The organism is Luteimonas pelagia (genome assembly GCF_054776035.1).
The window spans coordinates 1,016,285-1,032,669 of the sequence record NZ_BAAHCG010000001.1; the positions used below are offsets into that span (position 1 = coordinate 1,016,285).

Below are 16,385 nucleotides of genomic sequence, written 5' to 3' on the forward strand. Positions count from 1 at the left end.
CCGGTCGATCGGCCGGGCCGCATCACGTCACAGCTTCAGTTGGCCGTCCTCGACGATCGTCGCATCGTCGAGCGTGACGGTGCTGCCGGGCAGGAACACGGTGATCCCGTAGCCGACGGTGTTGTCCCCGCCGGCCCAGGTGTTGCTGCCCGTCCCGATGGTCACGCTGCCCGCGGGCACCCAGTTGCCCAGGCTGCCGCCCGGCGGCAGCACGACGTTCGGGTTGATCCCGATGTCGACGAAGCCGAACTCGTCCTTGCGTGGATCCTCGACCGCGTCGTAGGCCGCCCGGTAGTCCGCGTAACCCGGGCCTTTCCCCGACAGCGAAACCATGAGGCCGTCCTCGAACCGCATCGTCAGGTCCTCGACCGGCTTCCCACGGAACCAGCTGCGGCGCTGGACGACGGTGCCCTCGGCCGTGCCGGGCACGGGCGTGGCGTAGACCTCGCCCGCCGGCAAGTACACCGAGACCGCCGCTCCCCCCGCCGCCCGGTCCGCTTCGGACACGATGCCGTCGCTGACCATCACCGGCCGTCCACCCACCTGGAAGGTCAGGTCGGTCCCATCGGGATGGGTGATGTGCATGCGGTCGCCGGCCGCGAGCGCTTCGCGCACCTCCGCGCCACGGGCCTGGAGATCGGTGTAGTCCAGGTTGAGGCCGCTCCAGAACGTGCGGGCGAGCGCCTGCTCGTCCATGCCGTAGCGCTCCGCGCGCCAGGGGGTGGGATACAGGTTGTTGCCGACCTCGACGGTTCGCACGTTGTTGCGCAGGAACGCCTGCATCACCGGTTCGTCGGCCTTGGCGCGGGCCGCCATGCGCGCGGGATCGGCGCCCTCGAACAGGCCTTCCTCGGTGACGTTGCCGAGGCTGATCACCACGTCGACCACGTCGGCGAGCGCCAGCCCGAGCGTGTCCGACTGGCTGTCGTACCGGGCGGGCACGTCGAAGAACAGGCGCCTGGCCAGCCGGTCGCTGCTGTAGGTGACCAGCGGGAAGGCCCCGACGCGGCGCACCTGCACCGCCAGGTTCTCGAGCAGTTCGGCGTCGTGGGGCCGGCCGGTGATGAGCACGGTCTCGCCTTCGCGCACGCCGGCGCTCTGGGTGACGAGCCGCTCGGCGAGCTGGTCCAGGTCGGTCGTGGCCCGGGTGGTGGTGGTGGCCTGCTGGGGCTCGGCCTGGATGCGAAGGGGGAGGAAGCACAGTGCTGCCGCGATCGCGATCGCGACGCTGGAACGGGTCATGTCCTGTCTCCTGCGACGTCCCCGGGAGGGGGCGGGTTCCGTGCCCAACGCCCGCCTGCGGCGAATGCGGTCAGCGCGTGGCGGGTGGGCGGGGTTCCGACGGACGGTCACGCCCGACACGGCCGGACGTCGCCGAGGGTCGCGTTGGCAGGGGCACCCCCACCTCCGGAGGCGGCCCCATGCGCCCGTCCGCATCCCTTTCCGCCACCCTCCCCGCGGCACTGCTCACGACGGCGCTCGCCATGGCGGGCTGCGCCCGTCCCCACGACGCCAGCGTCGCCGCCACGCCGGCGGTGTCGCCGCCGGAAACCAACCTCGGGGCCAACCTCCTCGAGGGGCTGGGCGACCACAACTTCCCGGTCACGACCGACCATCCGGAGGTCCAGCGCTGGTTCGACCAGGCGCTGATGCTCACCTACGGCTTCAACCACGACGCCGCGGAGCGCTCGTTCCTGCGCGCCACGCAGCTCGACCCCGAATGCGCGATGTGCTGGTGGGGCGCCGCGCTCGTCGTCGGGCCGCACGTCAATGCGGCCATGGACCCGGCCGACAACGCCGACGCCTGGTCGCGCACGCAGCGCGCGCTGTCGCTGGCGGACCGGGCGAGCGAACGCGAACAGGCCTTCATCCGCACGCTCGCCGCGCGCTACGCGGAAAACGCGCCCGCCGACCGCAAGGCGCTCGACGCCGCGTACGCCGAGGCCACCCGCGTGCTGATGCGCAGCCGGCCGGACGACCTGGACGCGGCCACGCTGCACGCGGAGGCGCTGATGGACCTGCAGCCGTGGGCGTACTACGACGACCAGCTGCAGCCGGTCGGCAACACGGCGGAGATCGTGCAGGTGCTGGAATCGGTGATGGACCGCGACCCCGACCATGCCGGCGCGCTGCACCTGTACGTGCACGCCGTGGAAGCGTCCGCGGATCCGTCGCGCGGCGTCGCGGCGGCCGACCGCCTGCGCGAACTGATCCCCGGTTCCGGCCACCTGGTGCACATGCCCGCGCACATCTACGCGCGGGTGGGCCGCTGGCACGACGCCTCCATCGCCAACCAGCGCGCGATCGAGGCGGACGACACGTACCTGGCCATCTGCGGCGGCAACGCGCAGGGCATCTATCCGCTCGGGTACGTCCCGCACAACCACCATTTCCTGTGGTTCTCGTCCAGCATGGAGGGCGACAGCGCCACGGCGCGCGCGGCCGCGGCGCACACCGCCGAGCGGACGAACCTGCCCGAGCTCATGCGACAGGCCGGGTTCGAGGGCCTGCAGCACTTCTGGATGACCCCGTGGTTCGAACGGGTGCGCTTCGGCCGCTGGGACGAGATCGCGTCGCTGGAGAACCCCGCGCCCGACCTGCCTTACGTCACCGCGATCTGGCATTACGCGCAGGGCGTGGCCGCCGTGCGCCAGGGCCGGCTCGACGACGCCCGCACGCACCATGCCGCGCTGCAGCCGGCCGCGGCCGACCCCTCGTTCGATTCGCTGACGATGTGGGACCGCTATCCGCTCTCCCACGCGGTGAAGATCGCCGAGCGCACGGTCGCCGCGGAGCTCGCGATGGCCGGCGGCGACCACGGCGCCGCCGTCGACGCGCTGCGCGAGGCGGTGCGGATCGAGGACATGATCCCGTACGACGAACCGCCCGGCTGGCATGCGCCGGTGCGCCACTCGCTGGGCGCGGCGCTGCTGGCGGCCAACCGCGCGGCGGAGGCCGAAGCCGTGTACCGCGAGGAACTGCGCCGCAACCCGGGCAACGGCTGGTCGCTGCACGGGCTGCAGCTTGCGCTGGCGGCACAGGGCAAGGCCGACGCGGCGGCGACGGTCGCCCGCGAACGCGACCTGGCCTGGCAGCACGCGGACGTGGAACTGGTCGCCTCTCGGATGTGAGGGCGCGGCGCTTCCGGCGGCGGTGACCCGTCACCGTCGCCCGCCTGCTGCACGTCCGGTGGTCGATCAGCGCCGTTCGATCGTGTCGCGCAGGCGTTCTTCCTGTTCGCGCAGTTCGGGCGTGAACGCCTCGCCGAAGTCGTCGGCCTCGTACACGGGGCGGATCTCGATCTCGCTCGGGCCTTCATGCGGGTTCGGGCACCGGCGCACCCATTCGATCGCCTCTTCCATCGAACGCACCTGCCAGAGCCAGTAGCCGGCGACGAGTTGCCCGGCATCCGCGAACGGGCCATCGACGACGGTGCGCGACTGGCCATCGAAGCGGACGCGGGCGCCCTCGCTGGAGGGCTTGAGGCCTTCGCCCGCCAGCATGATGCCGGCTTCGACCAGGTCCTCGTTGAACTTCCCCATCGCCTCAAGCAGTTCGGTGGAGGGCAGCTTGCCGGCCTCGGAATCTTCCGTGGCCTTGACGATCACCATGACGCGCATCGGAGGTCTCCTCGCTGGGGGCCCGGGGGCAGGGCGTCGAGGGTACGACGACCCGGTGAAGTCCGGATCGGCGCCGGCCCGGCCCCATCGGTGCGCGACCGTTCCGGCACCGGGGGCGCGCCGCAACGCGCGGTCGGGCGCGCCGGACTCACGCGGGGTTCGCCCGTGCATTGGTGCAATCGCCGGCCCGTCCGACCGTGGCGCGCGTGCATGCAGTCCCCCGACATCATCGGCTGGATCGCCTCCGGCATCCTCATCCTCACCCTCGGCCGGCAGACGTGGCGGCAATGGTCGGATCCGGATCCGCGCGGCGTCTCGCACTGGCTGTTCGCCGGGCAGATCGCCGCATCCGTCGGGTTCATCGCCTACAGCTGGCTACTGGACAACTGGGTGTTCATCGTGACCAACACGCTGATCCTGGTGACCGCGATCATCGGGCAGGTGGTGTTCCTGCGCGCCGAACGCCGCAAGGTGGCGGACGATGCCCGCTGACGCGAATTCGCGGGCGTAGGCCCGCTCCTACGGGGCGCCGCGCGACCCGCACATGCATGGCAATTCCAACCCCCGTAGGAGCGCCTCTACAGGCGCGATTCCGCGCAACCCAACGGCATCCGCGGACATGCGCGCCGGCGGACGGCGCATCGCGGGCGTAGGCCCGCTCCTACGGGATGCGATGGCCGGGCTGGCTACCACGGCAACGGCGTCCCGTTGGCATGCCAGAACGTGCCGGTGTCTTCGATGCCCAGCGTGTCCAGGCGCTCGACCAGCTGCCCGGCCGCCTGCGGCGGCGTCACGTCGCCGGTGCCGCCGACCATGTCGGTGGCCACGTAGCCCGGGTGCAGCAGGAACACCGCGATGCCTCTGCCCTGCAGGTCGTGCGCCAGCGACTTGCCGATCGCGTTCACCGCGGCCTTCGATGCGCGGTAGCCGTAGTAGCCGCCACTGCCGTTGTCGGCCACCGAGCCCATGCGGCTGGTGATGATGCCGATGCGTCCGCCCTCGGCCATGCGGTCCCGGAGGGCATGCGCGACGCGCAGCGGGCCGAGCGCGTTGACCTCGAACTGCCGGCGCATCGAGTCGTAACCCGCGCCGTCCAGCCCGTCGAGCGCCTCGCGGCCGAGGATGCCGGCATTGCACACCAGGACGTCGATCGCGGTGCCCTCGAGGCGCCGGGCCAGCGACGCGAGCGCCGCGTCGTCGGTGACGTCGATGCCCGACTCGACCTGCGCCCCGGTGGCGTCCAGCGCCGGGCTGGACCTGCGGCAGGCGGCGATGACGCGGTCGCCGCGGGACGCGTAGTGCGTCGCCAGCGCCAGGCCGATGCCACGGTTGGCGCCGGTGATCAGGACGGTCTTCATCTCGGGCTCCCGGTTCGATCGTTCCCACAGCAATGGCGGCGCCGATGGCCGGACTCAACCCGTGGACCGCCTTCCGGCACTCACGCCGGCGATGCGCGGCCGCCATGATCATCGCCCACCCGTCCATCCGCCCGAGGCCACCGATGCGTCATCCCGCCGCCGTCCGCCCCCTCCTCGCCCTCGCCCTCGCGGCCGCGCTGTCGAGCGGCTGCGCGACCACGGCCGCCACCGACGCCGCCGCCGGGCCGGGCACGACCGCCACGGCGGAGGGTCGCATCACGTCGATCGACCGCGACCCGTGGGCCTACGACGGCAACGCGGTGATGGCGGTGCAGACCACCGGGGGCACGGCCCGCGTGGAGATTCCCGCGCGGCTGAACCTGTGCGACGCGCCCGGCCTGGATGCCTTCGGCACGCTCGTCGTGGGCGAGCGCATCCGTGCCACCGGCGAAGTGGGCGCCGACGGCGCGATCACCGTGTGCCGCGGCACCGGCCACGCCCTCGTGCGGCTCGATTGATCGGCCGCCGCGCCGGCCCGGCCGGCGCGGCGGCCGGGCCTCAGCGCCGCGTGCGCTTGGAGGCCGTTCGGGTCGTCTTCTTCGTGGCGGACTTGCGCGTGGTCCGTCGTGCCGCGGTCTTGCGCGTGGCGGCCTTCTTCGCCGGCGCCTTGCGCGCACCCGCCTTCTTCGCCGCCGCCTTCTTCGAGGCGGCCTTGCGCGCGGTCGAGGTCCGGCTGGACGCCTTCTTCGCCGTCGTCTTCGCGGCGGTCTTGCGCACCGAGCGCTTCGCCGCCTTGCGCGCGCCCTTCGGCGCGTCTGCATGCGACGGGGGCAGGCGCGTCTTCGTCCGCGGCGACAGGTCGACCAGGCGGTTCTCGCCCATCACCTCTTCCCGCCCGGTGACCCGGGCGACGACGAAGCTCGCGAGCTTGCCGACCCAGGTGCCCGGGCCGTCCCAGTACTCGACGGTGCGCACCTCGACCTCAAGCAGCACGAGGTTCGGGTCGTCCTTGCCGCCGGGGAAGAACGCCTTGAGCGCGTCGTTCCAGAGCTGGTTGATCCTGCGGCGGTCGCGGTTGACCTTCGCCGTGCCGGCGACGGAAAGGTAGGTGTTCCGGTCCTTGGACGCGTAGGCGACGTTGACCTTGGGATGCCTGCCGATCTCGGCGATCTTCGGGCTGTCGGCCTCGGTGAAGAACCACACGCGCTTGCCGTCGAAGCGCGCCTGCTGCGTGGAGAGCGGCCGGCTGACCAGGAAACCGTCGGGGCCGGTGGTGGTCAGCATCGCGATGTCGATCTTCTCGAGCAGCTTGGCGATGTGCTGGGCGGTCTTGCTGGTGGCCATGGCGGGACTCGCGTGCGGACAGGCCGCCGAGTCTGGACAGCGCGGCGCAACCCGCCCGTGAAAGCGCCGCGGTACGGCGGATTCACGCCGCGCCGCGGATGCTGAACCGTCCGCCTGGACGGTCGCGTCGACAGGCATCGCGTTCACGCCGGCCCGGTATACGCTGCGCCCCTTCACCCGCCACACGAGGAGGTCCCATGACGATCCATCGCACGCACCTCGCCGCCGCCGTCGTGGCGGCACTCGCCCTCGCCGCCGCGCCGGCGTTCGCCGGTGGCCCCGGCAAGGGCAAGGGCAAGGACAAGCACCACGACCACCACCCGGCCGCCGCGGTGCACCACGCCCCGGGCAACAGCCCGAAGGCGCACGGCCGCCACGACAACGGCCTGCACCTGGGCTGGTACAAGCAGCAGTGGCGCAAGGGCGACCGCATCCCGGTGGACTACCTGGAGTCGCGGTACTACATCGACGACTACCGGGTGTACGACCTGGCGCCGCCGCCCAGCGGCTACCGCTGGGTCCGTCCGATGGACGGCCGCTACCTGCTGGTGCAGACCGCGACCGGCCTGATCCTGGACGCGCTCGGCTACTGACCGCGCCCCGCACGACACGGCCCCACTCCGGTGGGGCCGTCTTGTTTTCCAGCCGCCTGCTTCGACCGCCACCCCGCCGGGCAACGACACGGAGGTCCGCATGGTCAATGTCGCCGACATCCTCAATGCCCGGATCCTCGTGGTCGACGACGACCGCGACGCGACCGACACGATCGTGCTGACCCTCCGCAGTTGGGGCTACGCGAACGTGCAGCCTTGCACGGAACCCTCCCTCGTCCCCGGCCTGCACCGCGAGAAGCCCTACGACCTGATCGTGCTGGACCTGCGCATGCCGGGCATGCATGGCTTCCAGGTGATGGAGGACCTGAAGGCCTTCGAGCGCGACGGCTACCTGCCGGTGCTCGCGGTGACCGGTGATCCGGCCCAGCGCCTGACGGCCCTCCGGCTGGGCGCGCGCGACGTGATGCGCAAGCCGCTGGACCTCGACGAGTTGCAGCTGCGGGTGCGCAACCAGATCGAGGTGCGGCTGCTGTACCGCCAGTTCGCCGACCACGTGCCCGCCACCGCCCTCCCCGCGCCCGACGCGCCCGACGCCGACGCGCCCGACGAACGCCTGTAGGCGCGGGCCTGCGCCCGCGATGGCCGTACGACGCGCAGGCTGGAGCACCCCCTCCCAGCCTCCCCCTGCGAACAGGGGGAGGAGCAGAAGCGGTCATCGCGCGATGCCGTAGCTCCCTCCCCTGCGCGCAGGGGAGGGCTGGGGAGGGGTGCTCTCCGTCGCCGCCACGCCCCCGTCCCGCGCATTCGTCGCGCCATTCCCCGGTTCGTCGCGTGCCTCCTTCCGGCCGCGGGGCCGGTCGCTATCCTCGGGCCCATCGAAAAACGCCCTGGTGGCCCGCCGTGTTCAAGAGCCTCTTCTTCGTCATCCGACTCGCCGTCGCCTGGCTGCTGGTGGTCGGGCTGGCCACCGCCATCTGGGACGAGATCCCGCTGCTCAACTGGATGAGCTGGCCGATCGCCGTCGCGGGCATGCTGACCATGGCGCTGGTGGTCACCGGCGCGATCTCCCACCTGGGCCGCGTGCGGCTGGTCGCGGGCCGGATCGACTCGGCCGCGCTCTCGAACCGCCAGCGCCGCCACATCGAGATTCCGTTCGAGGCCGGCGAGGCCTTCGACCTGCTCGACGCCGCCATCCGCGAACTGCCGCGCATCGAGAAGGTCGAGAGCGCCCGCGACAGCCTGCAGGTCCGCGCCAAGGTCGGCCGCCCCGACCTGTACGGCGAGCTGCCGCTCGGCCGCTGGAACCCGATCGCCTGGTTCGGCGAACGCCGCAACCAGATCCTCGCCACGGTCACGCCGGGCGCCGACAGCGCCAGCGTGCTGCTGATCTGCGAACCGGAGAACCCGACCTGGTCGGACCTGTTCCTGGTCGACAACGCGACCAACTACGAAAACGCCGAAGCCGTGATCCGCGCGGTGAGCCGCCGCATCGCCGAGGCCCGCCGCAGCGAGAAGCGCGACGTGGCGCAGACGAAGACCGAGAAGGAACTGACCGTCGCCAAGCTCAGCCTGCTGCACGCGCAGGTCGAGCCGCACTTCCTCTACAACACGCTCGCCAACGCGCAGTTGCTGACGCGCAGCGACCCGGAACGCGCCGAGCGCATGCTGGGCCACCTGATCCAGTACCTGCGCCATTCGCTGCCGCGCACCGAGGACGCGCCGAGCACCCTGGGCGCCGAACTCGAGCGCGCCGTGGCCTACCTGGAGATCCTCAAGATCCGCATGGGTGAGCGGCTGCGCGTGCATGTCGACGTGCCCGAGGCACTCCGCACCACGCCGATGGCGCCGATGATGCTGCAGGTGCTGGTCGAGAACGCGATCAAGCATGGCCTGGAACCGCGCACCGGCGGCGGCACGGTCTGGATCCGCGCCCGCGAGGCTGAGGGCCAGGTCGCGATCACCGTCGCCGACGACGGCGAAGGGCTGGCCGCGAGCGCCGGCAACACCAACGGCACCGGCATCGGCCTGAAGAACGTGCGCGAGCGGCTGCGCCTGACGCACGGCAACGCGGCCTCGCTGAGCATCATCGCCAACTTCCCCGCCGGCGTGGCGGCCACCATCACCGTTCCGGCCGGCCCGAAGACCGCGCCGCGACGCGACGCCGCCGCCAACGCCGACGCCGCCGCCCACGACGACGTGGACGCCGGCCAGGCGCGGGAGACCGGCGATGTCTGACCTGGTCCACGACGCCGGCGCGATCACCGCGATCGTCGCCGAGGACGAACCCCTGCTGCGGCGCGAACTGCTCGACCAGCTCGCCCGCGCCTGGCCCGGCCTGCAGGTGGTCGCCGAATGCGAGGACGGGGCCTGCGCGGTGGACGCGCTCGCCGAGCACCAGCCCGACATCGCCTTCCTCGACATCCGCATGCCCGGCCTCACCGGCCTGGAGGTCGCGGCCACCGCCGCCGAGTCCAGCCCGCGCACCCAGGTGGTGTTCGTCACCGCGTACGACCAGTACGCGATCGACGCCTTCGAGCGCGGCGCTGTGGACTACCTGCTCAAGCCGATCCAGCCCGACCGGCTCAGGGCGACGGTCGACCGGCTCAAGGCCCGCACCGGCAACAACGACGCCGCCGCGCTCACCGCGCTGCTGGCCCGCCTGGGCGCCGCGCCGCGCGCGAAGGCGGCCGACGCGCCCGAACCGCTGACCTGGATCACCGCCAGCGCGGGTCGCGAGACGCGCCTGGTGCTGGTCGACGAGGTCGCCTACTTCCAGGCCGACAACAAGTACACGACGGTCGTCACCGCCGACGGCGAGGCGCTGCTGCGCACGCCGATCCGCGAACTGCTCGGCCGCCTGGACCCGACCGTGTTCAAGCAGATCCACCGCTCGACGATCGTCAACCTCAAGGCGATCGCCGGCATCACCCGCGACGACAGCGGCCGCGGCACCGTCCGGCTGAAACATCGCCCCGAGACACTGCCGGTCAGCGCGCCCTACATGGCCCTGTTCAAGCACATGTGACCGCGGCGCCCACGCGCCACCCCCGGATGCACGCAAGCGAGGCACGACATGGACACCCTGCTGGCAATCCTCTTCCAACTGCTCGCCCTGGCCGGCGTCGACGTCGGCGGCGCGACCTTCGTCAACCGCGCGACCAGCAACGGCACGACCACGCTGGAGAGCCGCGCCGAAGTCAGCTCGGGCGTCGCGCGGTTCCAGTGCATGCGCAGCGCGAGCGGCCACTGCCACTACGCGGTGCTGCCGGCACGCTGCACCGGTGCCGGCCGCGCGCCCTGGCCGGCCAGCCGCTGCCCGACCGATGCGGTCGAGCGGTTCAGCCTGGCCGCCGGCGAGAGCCGGCAGGTGGCGGGGCTGGCGCGGTTCGAGCTGTGCGTGGGCGGCGACCCGGCCACCTGCGCCGGCGAGCCGGGCGACGCCGGCCGCCACTGACCCTGCGCGCCGTGGCCGGCAGCGGGCGCCCGGGGCGTTCCCGCAGGCATCCGGGCCGCACTCCCGCGGCCCGCCGCGTCGCGAGGTGCGCCATGTACCTCCTGTACACCCCGAGCTATTCGAGCGCCCACCAGTTCGCCCTGCACAACGAACTGATGCCCGGGGACTGGAAGTGGATCAGCGACAAGGACGTGGTGCGCAAGAATTCCCGCGCCGACGTGTACATCGGCCCGGACTGGCAGCGGCACCCGCATCGCGCGGAGATCGACGAGGCCCTGCAGGTCGCGGTCGCCAAGCGCCGGCTGGGCACCGTCACCGACCTGAGTTCGTCGTTCGGGACCCTCGGCGTCTCAGGCGCCTGAGGACACGGCGGGCGCGCCTTCGCCGGCACCGCCGGCCAGCCAGGCTTGGATGGCGTCACCCGGCATCGCCTTGCCGAACAGGTAGCCCTGGCCGATGTCGCACAGCAGTCCCTCGAGCGCGGCGAGCGTCGCTTCGTCCTCGATGCCTTCGGCCACCACCGACAGCCCGAAGCGGTGCGCGAGATCGATGACCAGGCTGGTGATGTGCCGGCTGGCCGGGTCGGACAACAGGTTGCGGACGAACGAGCGGTCGACCTTGAGCTCGTCGGCGGGGATGTCCTTGAAGCTGGCCAGGCACGAATAGCCGGTGCCGAAGTCGTCGATCGACACCTTCGCACCGAGGTCGCGGATCCGGGTGAGCACGTCGAAGCTGTGCCGTGCGTCCATCAGGGAGCGCTCGGTGATCTCCAGCACCAGGCGGGCCTGGTCGCTGCCCCACAGCCGCATCGCGTTCTCGACCAGTTCCGGCAGGTCCTGCTGTGCGACGAGTTCGGCCGGCACGTTCACCGCCACCGTCAGCGCGCCCCATGGGTGGTGCCATCGCCCGGCCTGGCGCAGTGCGGTGTTGAGCGCCCACATCGTGAGCTTCTTGATCTGGCCGGTGCGCTCGGCGACCGGGATGAAGACGTCGGCGGGAATCTCGCCGCGCGACGGGGTGTACCAGCGCATCAGCGCCTCCACCCCCACCGGGCGGCGGTCGGCCAGGCGCAGCTGGGGCTGGTAGTACAGCGCGATCTGGCCGTTCTCCAGCGCGTCGTCCAGCTCGATCTCGATGTCCCAGAACGCCGACAGTGCGCCGTCGGCATCCGTGTCCATGGCGAACGCGCACCGCAGGCCGCCGGTGCGCGCGCGGACCACCGCCTTCTCCGCCTGGCGCAGCAGGAAGTCGGCGTGCGTGGCATGCGCCGGGCACAGGGCGATGCCGGTCGTCGCCGAAAGCCGCAGCTGGTGCTCGCCGGCGCGGAACGGCGTGTCCAGCAGGCGGAAGAGTTTCTGCACCGCCAGTTCCGCGTGTCCCGCGTTCATGATCCGCGGCAGCAGCAGGGCGAACCGGTCGCCGCCGATGCGCGCGGCGTAGTCCTGCTTGCGCACGACCTGCTTGAGCAGGCCCGCCACGTGCTGCAGCACACGGTCGCCGACCTCGTAGCCGAGCGCGCCGTTGATGCGGGCGAAGCCGTCGATGTCGACGACCACCAGCGCGAGCGCGTCCTGCCGGTCGTTGGCGAAGCCGATGTGCCGCCGCAGCAGCGACAGGAAGCTGCGGCGCCCGTGCACTCCGGTCAGTTCGTCCTCGAGCGTGGACACGGCCGGTCAGTCCAGGAACAGTTCGGTCGGGTCGATGCCGTAGGCGCCGCGCGGCAGCCCGCGCGCGATCGACACCGCCTCGCCCTCGCCGTTCGCGTCGCCCAGGTCGACGGTGTGGAATTGCGGCAGGGGGCGATGGTCCGGGTCGAGCAGCAGCAGCACGCTCGGGCGCAGGCGCTTGAGGCTGTGCACCGCGGTCACCACCCCGACGTAGCCATCGGTGAGTTCCACCAGCGAGCCGGTGGGGTAGATGCCGCAGGTCTGGATGAACTGCTCGACCAGCTCCGCCTGGAACAGCGTGCCGCGCACGCGGTACAGCTCCGCCACCGCCTGGTGCGGCGCGAGGCTCGCGGCGTGGGAGCGGACGGTGGTCAGCGCGTCGTAGGTGTCGACGATGCCGAGGATGCGGCCGGTGATCGGGATGGCGCTGCCGGCGAGCCCCTGTGGGTAGCCGCTGCCGTCGTGGCGCTCGTGGTGCGCGCCCACCATCTCCAGCACCGCGGCGCTGATGTCCGGCGTGTCGGACAGGATCTCCAGGCCGTGCGCCACGTGCTGGCGCATCTGCACGTTCTCGTGCGCGTCCAGCCCCGAGCCCTTGGACAGCAGCGCGGGCGGCACGCGGGTCTTGCCGACGTCGAACAGCAGGCCGCCCAACGCGAGCTCGCGGATCTCGTCGCGCTCCAGGCCCAGGTGGCGGCCGAACGTGGCCGACCACACCGAGCAGCTCAGCGCGTGCTGGTATGTGTAGCTGTCGCGGCGCTTGAGCTCCTTCAGCCAGTTGAAGGCGGCCGGGTTGCGGGTGATCGAGTCGACCATCGCGTCCAGGCCCTGGCGCAGCTTGGCCACGTCCAGTTTCCGGCCGGCGTCCACGTCGGACATCACCTCGGCGATGCCCTGCTCGAGGCTGGCGTGGGCCGCTTCCGCCTTCGACAGTTCGCCCTCGAAGGTGCTCCGCACCGTCCAGTCGGTCTTGCGCAGCGCGCGGTATTCCTCGCGCTCGCGCGCGGCCTGCGCCTCGCTGGTGTCGGTCAGTTCGATGAACCGCGGGTCGGGCGCCTCGCCGCGCGCGATGTCCACCCAGGCGTGGCTGCACTGGTTGCGCAGCGACTCGAGCTCCGCCTCCGTGCGGATCAGGAACCCCTGCATCGGGAACCGGGTGTCCAGCCACGGCTTGTCCAGCCGCGAGACGAACATCCCGACCTGCAGGCCCCGCGTGCTCACGCGGAACTCCTGCATGAACTCGACCATCACACTGCCCCCTGTCTCCGGACCCACGGGCCGGCACGCTGCCCGGAATGTTTCGCGCGCGCGCCTCCCTGGTGGACGAACGCTAAACGGGGCGACGACAGGCCGCCGGTGCGCACCGACCGCCCCCGATCGCCCCCCCTTCAACCCGACCCTGTTCCCCGGGATGGCGGGCTGGCCCGCCGGATCGCCAAGTTGTGTTCCGCCTGCCGGGGCGTCCGCGGCCGGGACGGGCTTCTAGCGGTCGCCACGGCGCTTCGGCCTGCGGCCAGCCGCCGGGTAGCGGGTGTCGATGGTCAGGATCACTCTGTCGATCCCGTGCATGACGCCGTTGACGGACTCGATGTCCGGCATGATCACGCGCGCTCCGTCGACGCTGATCCGGCCTTCCACGTCGACGTCGATGGGGACGGCCCGACCCTGCATGGTGCGTGCGGCCTCCCAGCGCGCAATCACCGAGGACAATCGGCGGCCATGGACGAGGTGCTCCTTCAGCAGCGTCGCGAGGCGATCCCTGTTCTCGGCCTTGAACAGGTCCACGAGGCGGCCGGAGGGCAACTTCGCGAATGCCGCATCGGTGGGGACGAAGATCGTGAAAGGGCCGACGCCACGCAGCATCCGACCCAATCCGGAGGCTTCGGCGGCTTTCCCGAAGATCCGGAAGGCGGGATGCGCGGCGGCGGTCTCGAGCAAGTCGAGGTCCAGGTCGCTAGGCCCGCTGGAGACGACGGTCTCGGCCTTGACGCGACTGCTTCCGGGCAGAGCACCGACGTACCACGTGTTCATGGCGGGGCCTCGTTCCTTGGCCGGCCGTCGGTGGACAGCCGGGCGCGGCATGGCGCCGCGGTCCCGTCGCGGACGGGTCGGAGGCTCAGTGCGGAGAGTGGGGGGACGTGCGGCGCGGCTGAGTGCCGTTACGACATTGCGTCGTAATGCCCATGCAGGATGCGCCCCGCGCCGTGAGCGGGAGATGATCGATGCCGCGCGTCCGCGGCGGCGAACCCACGGCGGGGTACGCGGCCCCACCGTGGGATTGCTTCGCACATCGCCTACTTGCGGATCACCTGCTCGTGGTCCTGGAGGGCTTCGGCCAACCCGGGGACGATCGCCGCGCCGGTCGGCACGCTGATGCTCGAGCCGTTGAAGTCGTCGCCGATCGGCTCCGCGCGCCCGCCCAGGCACTGGGCGAGGAAGCCCTCGGCCACCGCGTTGAACGCCATGCTGTTCTCCGGCCGCGCGAAACCATGGCCCTCGTCGGGGAACAGCACGTAGGTCACCGGGATGTCCTTCGCGGTCATCGCCTCGACGATCTGGTCGGACTCGGCCTGCTTCACGCGCGGGTCGTTGGCGCCCTGGCCGATCAGCAGCGGCTTCTCGATTGCGTCGGCCCTGGTGAGCGGCGATCGCTCGGTGAGCCAGGTGCGGCCCTCCTCGGTGGCCGGGTCGCCCATGCGGCCGGTCAGCTGCTTGTAGAAGCTCGCCCAGTAGGGCGGCACCGTGGCGAGCAGCGCGTTGAGGTTGGACGGCCCGACGATGTCCACGCCGCAGGCGAACTCGTCCGGCGTGAACGCCAGGCCCGCCAGCGTGGCGTAGCCGCCGTAGCTGCCGCCCATGATCGCCACCTGGTCGTCGGTGGTGACGCCCTCCGCCACGGCCCAGTCGACCGCGTCGAGCAGGTCGTCGTGCATCTTCGCGCCCCACTCCGCGTTGCCGGCGTTGGTGAAGTCCTTGCCGAACCCGGTCGAGCCACGGAAGTTGGTCATCAGCACCGCGTAGCCGCGGTTGGCCAGCCACTGCGCATACGAGTGGTATCCGTAGCCGTCGCGCGCCCACGGGCCGCCGTGCACGAACAGCACCATCGGCACGGCGCCGTTCGCCTTGCCGTCGCCATCCGGGTCCGCGCTCTTCGGCAGCGTGAGGTAGCTCACCAGCGTCTTGCCGTCGCGCGATTCGATCTCCACCGGCCACATCGGCACCAACGGCTTGCCGTCCAGTGCCGGGCGGGCGGAAAAGAGCTTGGTCAGGCTGCCGTCGCCGGCCCGGTCGTAGCGGTAGTAGGTGACCGGTTGCTCGGCGGCCGAGTAGGTGACGATCCAGGTGCCGTCGTCGTACGTGCGCGAATTGACGCCCGCCTCGCCCGGGCCGAGCGCTTCGAGCCTGGCCAGGTCGCCGGCAATGGCCGGGTCGATGGGCTTCCACTCCTCGCGCAGGTAGTTGACGCCGACGGCCTGCACCTTCCCTGTCCGTGGATGCGACAGCGCATTGCCGATGTCGGCGCGCGCGTCCTCGTGGACCAGCGTGCGTTCGCCGCTCTCCACGTCGATGGCGTACAGCGCCGCGGTGTTCCGCTCGCGCGAGTCGATCATGTACAGCGTCCTGCCGTCGGTGGTCAGGCCGGCCGGCTGGGTGGTCAGGCCGTCCTCGAACGGGATCTGCGAGTACACCTTCCAGCCGCCGTCGCCGTCGGGTACCAGGATGTCGGTGCCGCCGTCGGGGCGGGACCGGGTGGCGTAGCGGATGGTGTAGTCGTCGTCGACCAGGTAGCCGCCGATCTCGTCGTCGTTCTTCTCCAGCAGCGTGCGCTCGCCCGTCGCCAGGTCGACGCGGTACACGTCGTGCCACTTGGCGTCGCGGTCGTTCATGCCGACCAGGATCGTGCCCGGGCTGGCGTGGCTCACGCCCACCACCTGTGCGGTGGTCTTCTCGAAGGGGGTCAGGTCGCGGGCCGCGCCGGACTCGACGTCCACCGAGTACAGGTGGAAGTCCTCGTCACCGCCGGTGTCGCGCAGGTAAAGCAGCTTGCCGGGGTTGTAGGACCAGAAGTAGCGGCGGATGCCGCGTGCGTCGTCATCCGTGACGGGCTTCGCCGCGGCCATGTCGTCGGCCGGCGCCACCCAGACGTTCATCACCCCGTCCACCGGCGCGATCCAGCTCAGGTACTTCCCGTCCGGGCTGATCTGCACCAGCGCCCGCTCCGGATTGCCGAACAGGGCCTCGCGAGGGATCAGCTCGGTGTCCGCGATGCGCTCGGCGGCCGTGGGGCCGGACTGGGCGATGGCGGTGGGGATGGTCATGGCGAGGAAGAGAACGGTGGCGGCGGCAAGTGAAGTACGCAGAAACAACATGGAGCCCTCCCTTAGTGA

At 71.5% G+C, this 16,385-nt stretch carries 16 protein-coding genes and 1 pseudogene; 9 read left to right on the plus strand and 8 right to left on the minus strand.

Annotation, left to right across the window (positions count from 1 at the left end):
* Positions 1-27: 27 nt before the first annotated feature.
* Positions 28-1,242 carry an aminopeptidase gene (locus ACYU7H_RS04685; RefSeq protein WP_460812870.1) on the minus strand — a complete coding sequence of 405 codons (1,215 nt, stop codon included), beginning with the start codon at positions 1,240-1,242 and terminating at the stop codon, positions 28-30.
* A 179-nt stretch (positions 1,243-1,421) separates the two neighbouring features.
* Here ACYU7H_RS04685 and ACYU7H_RS04690 point away from each other — a divergent pair, with 179 nt between their 5' ends.
* Positions 1,422-3,131 (plus strand): hypothetical protein, encoded by a 1,710-nt coding sequence (locus tag ACYU7H_RS04690; RefSeq protein ID WP_460812871.1) that lies wholly within the window; start codon positions 1,422-1,424, stop codon positions 3,129-3,131.
* A gap of 66 nt (positions 3,132-3,197) precedes the next feature.
* On the opposite strand, the gene ACYU7H_RS04695 is transcribed toward ACYU7H_RS04690, so the two are convergent.
* On the minus strand, positions 3,198-3,620 hold the full coding sequence (locus ACYU7H_RS04695) for a YciI family protein (protein ID WP_460812873.1): 423 nt from the start codon (positions 3,618-3,620) through the stop codon (positions 3,198-3,200).
* Positions 3,621-3,830: 210 nt separating this feature from the next.
* Here ACYU7H_RS04695 and ACYU7H_RS04700 point away from each other — a divergent pair, with 210 nt between their 5' ends.
* Positions 3,831-4,112, plus strand: a complete 282-nt coding sequence (locus ACYU7H_RS04700; RefSeq protein ID WP_460812875.1) for a hypothetical protein — start codon at positions 3,831-3,833, stop codon at positions 4,110-4,112.
* A gap of 194 nt (positions 4,113-4,306) precedes the next feature.
* Here ACYU7H_RS04700 and ACYU7H_RS04705 read toward each other — a convergent pair whose 3' ends face one another.
* Positions 4,307-4,978 carry an SDR family oxidoreductase gene (locus ACYU7H_RS04705; protein WP_460812876.1) on the minus strand — a complete coding sequence of 224 codons (672 nt, stop codon included), beginning with the start codon at positions 4,976-4,978 and terminating at the stop codon, positions 4,307-4,309.
* Positions 4,979-5,121: 143 nt separating this feature from the next.
* On the opposite strand from ACYU7H_RS04705, the gene ACYU7H_RS04710 reads away from it, so the two are divergent.
* Positions 5,122-5,496, plus strand: coding sequence for a hypothetical protein (locus ACYU7H_RS04710; RefSeq protein ID WP_460812878.1), 375 nt, complete (start codon positions 5,122-5,124; stop codon positions 5,494-5,496).
* Positions 5,497-5,833: 337 nt separating this feature from the next.
* Here ACYU7H_RS04710 and ACYU7H_RS04715 read toward each other — a convergent pair.
* Positions 5,834-6,322, minus strand: a pseudogene (locus tag ACYU7H_RS04715) (pyridoxamine 5'-phosphate oxidase family protein); the annotation flags it as partial.
* A 197-nt stretch (positions 6,323-6,519) separates the two neighbouring features.
* Here ACYU7H_RS04715 and ACYU7H_RS04720 point away from each other — a divergent pair.
* From ACYU7H_RS04720 to ACYU7H_RS04745, 6 genes are all read left to right on the plus strand, one after another.
* Positions 6,520-6,915 (plus strand): RcnB family protein, encoded by a 396-nt coding sequence (locus ACYU7H_RS04720; RefSeq protein WP_460812880.1) that lies wholly within the window; start codon positions 6,520-6,522, stop codon positions 6,913-6,915.
* Between the two features lie 100 nt (positions 6,916-7,015).
* Positions 7,016-7,495, plus strand: coding sequence for a response regulator (locus tag ACYU7H_RS04725; RefSeq protein WP_460812882.1), 480 nt, complete (start codon positions 7,016-7,018; stop codon positions 7,493-7,495).
* Between the two features lie 281 nt (positions 7,496-7,776).
* Positions 7,777-9,111 (plus strand): sensor histidine kinase, encoded by a 1,335-nt coding sequence (locus tag ACYU7H_RS04730; protein ID WP_460812884.1) that lies wholly within the window; start codon positions 7,777-7,779, stop codon positions 9,109-9,111.
* Complete coding sequence (locus ACYU7H_RS04735; RefSeq protein ID WP_460812886.1) at positions 9,104-9,901, plus strand: LytR/AlgR family response regulator transcription factor; 798 nt, start codon at positions 9,104-9,106, stop codon at positions 9,899-9,901. The genes ACYU7H_RS04730 and ACYU7H_RS04735 overlap by 8 nt, the downstream gene beginning before the upstream one ends.
* A gap of 48 nt (positions 9,902-9,949) precedes the next feature.
* A complete protein-coding gene (locus ACYU7H_RS04740) occupies positions 9,950-10,330 on the plus strand; it encodes a hypothetical protein (protein ID WP_460812887.1) in 381 nt (126 codons plus the stop codon).
* Between the two features lie 92 nt (positions 10,331-10,422).
* Positions 10,423-10,692, plus strand: a complete 270-nt coding sequence (locus ACYU7H_RS04745) for a hypothetical protein (protein ID WP_460812889.1) — start codon at positions 10,423-10,425, stop codon at positions 10,690-10,692.
* On the opposite strand, the gene ACYU7H_RS04750 is transcribed toward ACYU7H_RS04745, so the two are convergent.
* The 4 genes from ACYU7H_RS04750 to ACYU7H_RS04765 all read right to left on the minus strand — a co-directional run bounded on the left by ACYU7H_RS04750 (position 10,681) and on the right by ACYU7H_RS04765 (position 16,367).
* Complete coding sequence (locus tag ACYU7H_RS04750) at positions 10,681-11,997, minus strand: putative bifunctional diguanylate cyclase/phosphodiesterase (RefSeq protein WP_460812890.1); 1,317 nt, start codon at positions 11,995-11,997, stop codon at positions 10,681-10,683. The two genes, ACYU7H_RS04745 and ACYU7H_RS04750, sit on opposite strands and share 12 nt — an antisense overlap.
* Positions 11,998-12,003: 6 nt before the next feature.
* Entirely contained in the window at positions 12,004-13,245 is a 1,242-nt protein-coding gene (locus tag ACYU7H_RS04755; RefSeq protein ID WP_460812891.1) for an HD-GYP domain-containing protein, read from the minus strand.
* Positions 13,246-13,479: 234 nt separating this feature from the next.
* On the minus strand, positions 13,480-14,028 hold the full coding sequence (locus tag ACYU7H_RS04760; protein WP_460812893.1) for a fasciclin domain-containing protein: 549 nt from the start codon (positions 14,026-14,028) through the stop codon (positions 13,480-13,482).
* A gap of 263 nt (positions 14,029-14,291) precedes the next feature.
* A complete protein-coding gene (locus tag ACYU7H_RS04765; RefSeq protein ID WP_460812894.1) occupies positions 14,292-16,367 on the minus strand; it encodes a S9 family peptidase in 2,076 nt (691 codons plus the stop codon).
* Between the last annotated feature and the right edge of the window lie 18 nt (positions 16,368-16,385).

Excerpts from the sequence above, each read along its gene's own strand:
- ACYU7H_RS04685 (WP_460812870.1), bottom strand. The coding sequence starts at position 1,242 with ATGACCCGTTCCAGCGTCGCGATCGCGATCGCGGCAGCACTGTGCTTC.
- ACYU7H_RS04690 (WP_460812871.1), top strand. The coding sequence starts at position 1,422 with ATGCGCCCGTCCGCATCCCTTTCCGCCACCCTCCCCGCGGCACTGCTC.
- ACYU7H_RS04695 (WP_460812873.1), bottom strand. The coding sequence starts at position 3,620 with ATGCGCGTCATGGTGATCGTCAAGGCCACGGAAGATTCCGAGGCCGGC.
- ACYU7H_RS04700 (WP_460812875.1), top strand. The coding sequence starts at position 3,831 with ATGCAGTCCCCCGACATCATCGGCTGGATCGCCTCCGGCATCCTCATC.
- ACYU7H_RS04705 (WP_460812876.1), bottom strand. The coding sequence starts at position 4,978 with ATGAAGACCGTCCTGATCACCGGCGCCAACCGTGGCATCGGCCTGGCG.
- ACYU7H_RS04710 (WP_460812878.1), top strand. The coding sequence starts at position 5,122 with ATGCGTCATCCCGCCGCCGTCCGCCCCCTCCTCGCCCTCGCCCTCGCG.
- ACYU7H_RS04720 (WP_460812880.1), top strand. The coding sequence starts at position 6,520 with ATGACGATCCATCGCACGCACCTCGCCGCCGCCGTCGTGGCGGCACTC.
- ACYU7H_RS04725 (WP_460812882.1), top strand. The coding sequence starts at position 7,016 with ATGGTCAATGTCGCCGACATCCTCAATGCCCGGATCCTCGTGGTCGAC.
- ACYU7H_RS04735 (WP_460812886.1), top strand. The coding sequence starts at position 9,104 with ATGTCTGACCTGGTCCACGACGCCGGCGCGATCACCGCGATCGTCGCC.
- ACYU7H_RS04740 (WP_460812887.1), top strand. The coding sequence starts at position 9,950 with ATGGACACCCTGCTGGCAATCCTCTTCCAACTGCTCGCCCTGGCCGGC.
- ACYU7H_RS04745 (WP_460812889.1), top strand. The coding sequence starts at position 10,423 with ATGTACCTCCTGTACACCCCGAGCTATTCGAGCGCCCACCAGTTCGCC.
- ACYU7H_RS04755 (WP_460812891.1), bottom strand. The coding sequence starts at position 13,245 with ATGGTCGAGTTCATGCAGGAGTTCCGCGTGAGCACGCGGGGCCTGCAG.
- ACYU7H_RS04760 (WP_460812893.1), bottom strand. The coding sequence starts at position 14,028 with ATGAACACGTGGTACGTCGGTGCTCTGCCCGGAAGCAGTCGCGTCAAG.
- ACYU7H_RS04765 (WP_460812894.1), bottom strand. The coding sequence starts at position 16,367 with ATGTTGTTTCTGCGTACTTCACTTGCCGCCGCCACCGTTCTCTTCCTC.